General features: G+C 60.7%; 7 protein-coding genes. 4 read left to right on the top strand and 3 right to left on the bottom strand.

Annotated features, from left to right (window positions below):
- Positions 1–358: 358 nt before the first annotated feature.
- From H8S34_RS05300 to H8S34_RS05290, 3 genes are read right to left on the bottom strand one after another with little or no spacing between them, the layout of a single operon-like run.
- Positions 359–1,453, bottom strand: coding sequence for a GerAB/ArcD/ProY family transporter (locus tag H8S34_RS05300; protein ID WP_101692639.1), 1,095 nt, complete (start codon positions 1,451–1,453; stop codon positions 359–361).
- Entirely contained in the window at positions 1,440–2,606 is a 1,167-nt protein-coding gene (locus H8S34_RS05295) for a Ger(x)C family spore germination protein (RefSeq protein WP_243207912.1), read from the bottom strand. Before H8S34_RS05295 ends, H8S34_RS05300 begins: the two co-directional genes overlap by 14 nt.
- Positions 2,603–4,120: a spore germination protein gene (locus H8S34_RS05290; protein ID WP_101692638.1), complete on the bottom strand. Its 1,518-nt coding sequence runs from the start codon at positions 4,118–4,120 to the stop codon at positions 2,603–2,605. The genes H8S34_RS05295 and H8S34_RS05290 overlap by 4 nt, the downstream gene beginning before the upstream one ends.
- 330 nt (positions 4,121–4,450) lie before the next feature.
- On the opposite strand from H8S34_RS05290, the gene H8S34_RS05285 reads away from it, so the two are divergent.
- The 4 genes from H8S34_RS05285 (at position 4,451) to H8S34_RS05270 (ending at position 8,901) form a co-directional block, all read left to right on the top strand.
- A complete protein-coding gene (locus tag H8S34_RS05285) occupies positions 4,451–4,951 on the top strand; it encodes an NADH-quinone oxidoreductase subunit NuoE family protein (RefSeq protein WP_101692637.1) in 501 nt (166 codons plus the stop codon).
- Positions 4,952–4,966: 15 nt separating this feature from the next.
- On the top strand, positions 4,967–6,232 hold the full coding sequence (locus H8S34_RS05280) for a complex I 51 kDa subunit family protein (RefSeq protein ID WP_101692636.1): 1,266 nt from the start codon (positions 4,967–4,969) through the stop codon (positions 6,230–6,232).
- Positions 6,229–8,025 carry an NADH-dependent [FeFe] hydrogenase, group A6 gene (locus tag H8S34_RS05275; RefSeq protein ID WP_186963237.1) on the top strand — a complete coding sequence of 599 codons (1,797 nt, stop codon included), beginning with the start codon at positions 6,229–6,231 and terminating at the stop codon, positions 8,023–8,025. Before H8S34_RS05280 ends, H8S34_RS05275 begins: the two co-directional genes overlap by 4 nt.
- A gap of 162 nt (positions 8,026–8,187) precedes the next feature.
- Positions 8,188–8,901, top strand: a complete 714-nt coding sequence (locus tag H8S34_RS05270) for a F420-0--gamma-glutamyl ligase (RefSeq protein WP_186963236.1) — start codon at positions 8,188–8,190, stop codon at positions 8,899–8,901.
- Positions 8,902–8,926: the final 25 nt, after the last annotated feature.

Here is an 8,926-nt window from a genome sequence, read left to right as displayed (position 1 = left end):
CGTCGAGGAACTCGTTTATTTTACCACACTCTTTCGAGTCTGTCAAGAACTTTTTTCAAGTTTTTTCGAGGTTTTCAACCTCGAATCACTCGATTTCAGTCCTTTTTCAACGACTTCCGTTCTCCCGAGCGAACTCATTCAGTTTACCACACGCTTCTCACTTTGTCAAGCACTTTTTTCAAGTCCCGCTCGAAGTCCGTCCAGCTTCCGCTCGGTTTCTTCTCACTTTTCGACTCGTTTCAGTGCCCTCTCGTGAGGCGCTCAGATAGAATACCACCCCACACCGCTTTTGTCAACACCTTTTTTCACTTTTCTTCACTTTTTCTTTGCAGTGGGTCTGGCTTCCATTTCCATGATGTTATTCTGTCCGCTTTCTCTCTCTTATATACAGGATAATTGCCCCAATGACAGGGAGCAGGATACCCACACACACATTCCCCACTGTGACCGCCTTTTCCATCAACCAGTTCAGCTGAAAGGCATCCGGTACCGTCCATAGTCCAGCTGCCATGGCTGCTCCGGCAATCACCCAGGGCATCCACTCCCGGTACGCTCCACCATTCCAATGTTCCAGAACACTCCGGCAGCCAAAAAACAGCATTTCCAACAGCGCAAGGTCAGCCAGTACCCACAGCGCCATCACCAGGGATTCCCCCCGCTCAAAGGCTCCGGGCACCCGTACATCCTTTACCATCATAAAAAAGGGGATATCCATTCGTTCGATCAGACCCGGACCAAAAGTCGCAATACACACCAGCTGGAACACCGCCAACAGGATCCCTGCTCCCCAGATCCAGCGCGTGAGCTGCCTCCCGTTTTCCGGCCGTCCCGCCATATGCCCGCCCAGAAAGGCGGCATATACGCCATAGCCCAGCAGCCCCAGCACCGGAAGCGCCCCCCATACGGCCCCGGGCAGATCTTCAATCCAAATGGGGGCAATGTTTCCCCATTCTGTCTTAAGGGTCCCCAGGCCCAGCGCCAGCACCAGGGCAATGCCCAGTGCCAGTGCAAACACCTCCGCCGCGCGCAGGAAGGCCACACGTTTTCCCCGCCCGATCCATAAGGTCACACCCAACAGAATAAAAAAGAACAGCTTGAGCGGCGCATTGCGGTACGTAGTGGCCAGAAAGCGAAAGGCGCACCAGCGGGTATTCCACCCCAGCAGCAGCAACCCCCACACCAGATAAACCAGTGTGACCACCCGGCCGCCCCACCGTCCAAAGGCCAGCTCCAGTGCACCAGCCAGTCCCGTCCCCGCCGGGGCCGCCCCCAACAATCTGCGGAATGCCCATCCCACCAGGAGAGCCACCGGCAGCGCTGCCAGCGCAGAGAGCCATCCCGCCCGTCCTCCCACCGCCACAGTCTCCCCCGGAAGAAGCAGGATCAGAGGAGAAAGCAGCGCCGCGCTGAGCAGCGACAATACCTGCCGCATGGAAATATTATCGGTCTTCATTGGTGTTCCCCCTCATGGTAAACTCGTTTCCCACATCATAGCCCCGGCGCAGGGTCCCTTCCACCCGAACTTCGATCGGCATGGACGGCTCCCACTCCTTTTTCAGCATCTCTTTCTGCCAGGGGGCCGACCGCCCCGCTCGGTTTTCTAGCTGAAAGAAATCTGCATCCCAGGTCCGGCAGTATTCCAGTGCCTGTTCCAACCGGCTGCGGCTGCACTGCTCCAGGGCCTCCTCCAGCTGTCTGCGGATCTCTTCCCGGGCCAAATTGACTTCTCCGGCGCCCTCCGCCAGGTTGGCGTCCACCCGGCAGGTCACCGTCAGCCCGGTCGCTCTCCCGTCTTGCACCACCGGCTCCACCCGGCTCTTGGCCCCTACAATCCGCAGGGCCACCTTCCCCAGCTCGGGCAGATCCAGCTCCAGCACATCGGCATCCACCTCTCCCATGAGAAGGTTCACGCCTTTCGCCCCATCGCCGTCCACCCAGTCGACCAGCTGACCATATTGAATGAGACCATATCCGTCGGCCGCCATGATTCGCTCCTCCCCCTCCAGACGAAGGGAGGGCAGAAAGGTACATCCTGTCTCCTCCAAATCCCGAAGCGCGTCCTCCACACTCCGGGACATGGAGTGAGACAGGAGCCCCGCGTCATTTTCCATGGCCTCCAGACGCCGGGTGGCCGACCCGGTCTCCGCGGCCGCCTGAATGGCCTCCCCCGCCCGGGCGCCCCGCACCAGATAAACATTGGTCTGCAGGCGCATCTCAATATCCCGCAGTACATAGTCCAGAGAGGTATCCACTCCCGCGCGGGCAAGTTCTTCTCCCAGCAGCAGCTGGCCCACGTGCCCGTAAAAAACATAGGATACTCCCCTGCCCTGCATGGACAGGCAGGCTCCGCTGATGGTCTCGGCCTCTTCCTGTAGGACCACCGCGCTGCTGTTGCCCTCTCCGCTGCCCTTGCTCTGCTCTCCGCTGGATACCGTCACAGAGATACTCTCTCCCTCTCCGGCATCCACACCCATGGTCCGCATCAGAGCCATATTCTCCAGTTCCCGGGAATAGGGCAGAAAATCAAAGGTCTCCTTGCACCCGCTCAGCCCCAACAGCAGGGCCGCGCTGGCCGCAAGACACCCCATTCGCTTTACCTGTTTCATCGCTGCTTTCTCCTGTTCGGGGTTTTCAGTATCCGCTCCCGCAGCTTCTGCCAGGGCAGCGGGGCACGCACCACGGCCCGTGCCGTTCCGCCCAGGCCGGCTCCGCCCGCAAAGGGCGCCAGATAGGGCACACCGAAGCTCTCTATCTTGGCCAGGTGATAGACCAGCAGCGCCGCGCCCCCCACTACGCCGAAGAGTCCAGCCGCACTGGCCAGAACTGCCAGCAGGAAACGCCATATCCGCAGCGCGCCCGCCATCTCCTGACTGGGCATGGTATAGCCCGCGATGCCCGCGATGGCCACCGCAATAAGGACAGCAGGCGAGACGATCTTGGCCTCTACCGCCGCCTGACCCACCACCAGACCGCCGATGATGGATACCGTCTGTCCAATGGACTGGGGGAGCCGCAGCCCGGCCTCCTGCAAGATCTCAAAGGCGATGAGCATAATGAGCACCTCAAACACCGTCTGAAAGGGCACATCCTGCTTGGCCGCGATCATGGACAGGGCCAGGCGTGTTGGGATCATCTCCTGATGGAAGGTCGCCATGGCAATATAGAGGGCAGGCAGAAGCAGCGTCACCAGGACGCACAAATAGCGCAGCAGCGTCAGCACAGAGGCCAGCAGCCAATTGTTGGATTTATCCTGTCCCGCCCGCAGAAAGCTGCTCACTGTGCCGGGGGCCAGGTAACCAAAGGGCAGGCCGTCCACTAAGATACCCGCCCGGCCTTCCGCCAGGCCGCCGCAAAACCGGTCGGGCCGCTCTGTATATTGGATGAGCGGGAAGGCGGTGGCAACATCATCCACCAGATATTCCTCCAGATTTCCCGAGGAGAGCACGGCATCTATGTCGATCCGGGCCATTCGCCGCTCCACCTCTGCCACGGTCTCCGGGTCGGCGATCCCGTCCAGCCAAACAATGTCCACGCTGGTCAGAGACTGTCGTCCCACGATCTGCTCTCGGATCTTGAGCTCGGGCGCTTTGATGTGGCGGCGCACCAGGCTGGTATTGGTGCGCAGGCTCTCCACAAATCCGTCCCGCGCGCCCTTGAGCACCGTCTCGTTGACCGGCGGGCCCACAGCGCGCTTGTCCTCGGTGGCCACAAAGAGAGAGAGGGCGGTACTCTCCCCCGGGCAAAACAGAATGCACCATCCGCTCACCAGATCATAGGCCACCTGGTCCACCGTGGTCCGCTCGGTCACCAACAGATTGTAAAGGGCGCCCTCCGCCATTCGGCGGTAGGCCGCCCGGTTGTCCAGCTGCCGGAGCGCATCATCCTGGGCCAAGGGGCGCAGGATATAGTCGCTGACCCGCTCCAGCTTTACCATTCCCATAATGGAACAGAGCACCAGCTTTTCTCCGCTGCCCCCCGGCCGCTCCACCTCCCGCACCGAAAAGTCGGCGCAGTCCCGGAAGACTTCCCGGATCCGCTCCAGGGTAAGCGGTCCCTCCAGCCTCGGTTCCTTTCTCGGATGCGGCGGCACGGCCTCTTCCCGTTTTTTTCTATCCCACATAGCGCTCCCTCCCCCATATCATCCAGCCATGGATCGGTTTCATTCTGCCCATACCCTCCCCTTTTTATACCACGCTAATTCGTCATATTATCTATGTTTAGCCCGGTGTTTTTGTCTGTTTCTCCATATATACTGTCCTAAGTATTTTTGTACTTGCAAATTTAGAATGATGAGTATAAAATTGAATCATAAATTCCAAGTCGGCACTTTTTATGGCTGTATGCCATCTTTTTTTCTGTTTGTACCACTTTTTATAAACTTTATACCGCAGTTTCTGTTTTTTAAACTCACCCGTACAGCCCAGTGCGGGTTTAAAAAGGAGGCCCCTGCATGAAGCCCTTTGCACAGAAATTAAATGAGCTTACACCCGAACTGGTGGCCCTGGTGGACGATGTCATCGCCCGTCATAACGGAGATCCCACTCAGCTGGTCGGAATCCTGCTGGACCTGGAGGCCGGTGTGGAGCGGCACTATATCCCCGAGCCCGCCGCCTACTATCTGGCCGAGCGGCTGTCCATTCCTCCCACGCAGGTCTACGACGTCATTTCCTTCTATACCGCCCTGCACGATCAGCCCCGGGCCAAGTACACCCTTCAGGTGTGCGACAGTGCCCCCTGCCGGGTCAAGGACAGCGACGCACTGTGTGAGACCCTCAAGCGGCTTTTGAATCTCGAGGTGGGAGAGGTCACCTATGACGGCCGTTTCTCCATTGAAAAGGTCCCCTGCTTCGGCGCGTGCGACGTCTCCCCTGCGGTGCGGGTCAACGGCGTGGTCTACGGCCATCTGGACAGCGAGGAGCGTATCATGGATATGCTCCGCCAGCTTGATTAAGGGAGGCGTGAAGGCATGAGTAAGACTGTCTCTTTCATCACTCGGAATTTCGGGAAGTATAACCCCTCCAGCCTGGCGTCCTATGAGTTCATCGGCGGCTTTACCGCCCTGCGCAAGGCGCTGGATATGGACGGGGACGCCATCGCACAGCTTCTGGCGGACAACGGCGTCCAGGGACGCGGCGGCGCGGCCTACGATATGGGACGCAAGTGGTCCCAGGCCCGGGCGGTGCAGGCCCCCCACAAGTGCGTGGTCTGTAACGCCGACGAGGGCGAGCCGGGCACCTTCAAGGACCGTGAGCTCCTCTCCAAGGACCCCTTCCAGCTGCTGGAGGGCATGATCATCGCCGGCTGGGCGGTGGGCGCCGATAACGGCTACATCTACATGCGGGAGGAGTACTCCCATCTGCGTCCCCAGCTGCTCTCCGCCATTGAGCAGTGTGAAAAGGCCGGCTATCTGGGCGAGAACATTCTGGGCCACGAGGGCTTCCATTATCACATCCACCTCTACTCGGGCGCGGGTGCCTATGTCTGCGGCGAGGGCAGCGCCCTGTGCGAATCCCTGGAGGGCCACTCGGGCCGTCCCCGCATGAAGCCCCCCTTCATCAAGCAGTGCGGCGCTTTCCACCTGCCCACCTGCGTGAACAACGTGGAATCCCTCTCCCTGGTGCCCCCGCTGCTGCTGGACAAGGACGGGTTTTACAAGAGCCAGGGCACGCCCGACTGCCCCGGCACCAAGCTCATCTCGGTCTGCGGAAACGTTAAGAATCCCGGTGTGTTCGAGGTTCCCTTCGGCATCACCCTGCGGGAGATCATCTATGACCTGGCCGGCGGCATCGAGGACGGCCATCAGCTCCAGCTGGTCCAGCTGGGCGGCGCTTCCGGTCGGCTGGCCTCTCCGGCCCAGCTGGATACCCAGTACACCTACAAGGGCATGAAGGGCGCCGATCTCACCGCCATCGGCTCGGGCGCCATCCTGGTGGTGGATGAGCGCACCAGCGTCATCGGCTTCCTGCGCATGACCCAGCAGTTCTTCTCCCATGAGTCCTGCGGCCAGTGCACCCCCTGCCGGGAGGGCAACCGCCACATCGCCCGCTTCCTGGACAAGATCGCCGCGGGCACCCACACTGAAGAGGACATCAAGCTCATGGAGAAATACGCCAACATCATGTCCACCGCGTCCATGTGCGGCCTGGGCGAGACGGCGCAGTCCGCTCTCCTCTCCGCCATGAAGCGCTTCCCCGAAGTATTTGCCGTTAAGAAGGAGGTGGCTGTCAGATGAGCGAGACCAAAATGATCCATCTGACCATCAATCATATGCCCGTGGAGGTTCCCGCCGGGACCCGGATCATCGAGGCGGCCCAGAGCATCGGCATCGATATCCCCCACCTCTGCTATCATCCCGACCAGTCCATCAAGGCCCACTGCCGTATGTGTATGGTGGAGGTCACCGGTCAGCGCAAGCTGCTGGCCGCCTGCTCCACCCTGGTGTGGGAGGGCATGGAGGTCGTGACCGACTCCAAGCGGGTCTACGACGCCCAGGTGGGCGTGCTGGACCTGATCCTGGCCGATCACCGGCAGGACTGCCTGGCCTGCGCCCGCAACAATAACTGCGACCTGCAGAATCTGTGCCGCCGCTTCAACCGTCTGAAGCCCGACCTGCCCGACGTCTCCTCCCAGGAGCGCCCCCGTCTGGATAACCCCTCCATCGTGCGCGACCCCTCCAAGTGCGTCAAGTGCGGCCGCTGCGTGAAGGTCTGCTCCGAGGTTCAGGGCATCGGCGCCCTCTCCTTCACCGGACGCAGCGCGGACTGCAAGGTCACCACCGCCTTTGACCTGCCCATGAACGAGACCGACTGCGTCCTGTGCGGCCAGTGTACCCTGGTCTGCCCCGTGGGCGCCCTCACCGAGGTGGATCACACCAGCCATGTCCGCCACGCCCTCCACGACTCCAACAAGCACGTGGTGGTGCAGATCGCTCCCTCGGTCCGCGTGGCCCTGGGCGACGACTTCGGGCTGGAGCCCGGCGCGCTGGTCACCGGCAAGATGGTCACCGCCCTCAAGATGATGGGCTTTGAGAAGGTCTTTGACACCAACTTCACCGCCGACCTCACCATCATGGAGGAGGGCTCCGAGCTCCTGGAGCGCATCCAGAAGGGCGGCCGTCTGCCCATGATCACCTCCTGCTCCCCCGGCTGGGTCAACTTCATGGAGAAGCATCACCCCGAACTCATCGGCAACCTCTCCACCGCCAAGAGCCCCCAGGGCATGTTCGGCGCGGTCCTCAAGACCTATTATGCCCAGCGCATGGGCTGGGATCCCAAGGACATCTTCTCGGTCTCGGTCATGCCCTGTACCGCCAAGAAGTTCGAGGCCACCCGTCCCGAACTGGGCCGGGACGGCTATCAGGACGTGGATGTGGTCCTGACCACCCGCGAGCTGGCCAAGCTCATCCGCTACGAAGGTCTCAACCCGGTGAACCTGCCCGAGAGCGACTTTGATTCTCCCCTGGGCACCGGCTCCGGCGCGGGCGCCATCTTCGGCGCCACCGGCGGCGTCATGGAGGCCGCGCTGCGTACCGCCTATGAGCTCTACACCAAGAAGGAACTGCCCCGCCTGGAGTTCGAGGAAGTCCGCGGTGAGGTGGGCGGCATCAAGGAGGCCACCATCGATCTGGACGGCACGCCCCTCAAGGTGGCCGTGGTCAACGGCCTGAAGAACGCCGAGGAGGTCATCCGCCGGATTCAGAGCGGCGAGGCCGACTATCTCTTCGTCGAGATCATGGCCTGTCCCGGCGGCTGCATCGGCGGCGGCGGACAGCCCATCGGCACCAATAACGAAAAGCGCAAGGCCCGCATCAAGGCCCTCTATGATCTGGACAAGAGCCTGCCTCTGCGCAAGAGCCACGAGAACCCCGATATCCAGACCATTTATCAGGAGTTCTTCGATCATCCGCTCAGCCATAAGGCCCACGAGCTGCTCCACACGGAGTATTTCCCCCGGCCCAAGCGCTATGACTTCTCTCCCTACATTGAGAAGTACCGGAAGTTCCTGCCCAACTCGGCGAAAAAGTAATCAAAAATCCCCCGGAAGCCGCGGCTTCCGGGGGATTTTTCTGAAATTCCCTCCTCCGCCGTTGCCTTTTGGAGGGGGACTGGTTATAATAATGTCTGCCGAAAACCCGCCGCGGCCCCTGCGGCCGCCCGATACTATATATTTGTGAAAAGAGGAACGTTCATGGAATTCCATGCCAACGAAGGAAAAAGCGTCACCATCCAGGCCATGGGCAAGACCTGGGCCCGCCATGCCATCGCCACCCATTTTGTCACAGTGGGAGAGAGCTATATCGACCTGATGGAGCGGTATGTCAAGCCCGTCTATCAGGAGGGGGACATCCTCTCCATGAGCGAAAAGGTCATTGCCATCTGCCAGAAGCGGGTGGTCACCGAAGAGGAGCTCAAGCCCGGCTTCTGGGCCAAGGTACTCTCCCGCTTCGTCCATCAGACCTCCGCCGGTCCCGGCATGGGTCTGCCCATCAAGATGCAGTTTGCCATCAATGTCTGCGGTCTGCCCAAGATCCTGTGGGCCGCTTTCCGGGCCGCCATCGATAAGCTCCGCGGCGTCCGGGGCACCTTCTACCGGATCGCCGGTCTGGAGGTCTCCGGTCTGGACGGCTTTTACGGCGAGGACATCCCTGAGTATGAACATATGGGCGTGCGCATCCCAGAAAATCCCGCCGGGGTCTGCGACGAGATCTTTGAAAAGACCGGCATCCTCTCCATGATCGTGGACGCCAACGACCTCAACGTGGAGATGCTGGGCCACTGCTCCCAGCTCAAGGAGAGCGATGAAGCTCTGCTGGACCTGATCCGGGACAATCCCGCCGGCCAGGACCGCCAGCTGACCCCCTTCGTCCTCATCCGTCCCCTGCCGGAGGAGCAGGCTAAATAAATACAAGATCCCGCCTGAGATAGGA

It is taken from the genome of Pseudoflavonifractor hominis (assembly GCF_014288125.1).
In the GTDB taxonomy this organism is placed as follows: Bacteria; Bacillota; Clostridia; order Oscillospirales; family Oscillospiraceae; genus Pseudoflavonifractor_A; species Pseudoflavonifractor_A gallinarum.
Note: the sequence above shows the minus strand (reverse complement) of the source record. Positions and strands in the feature narration are given on the sequence as shown.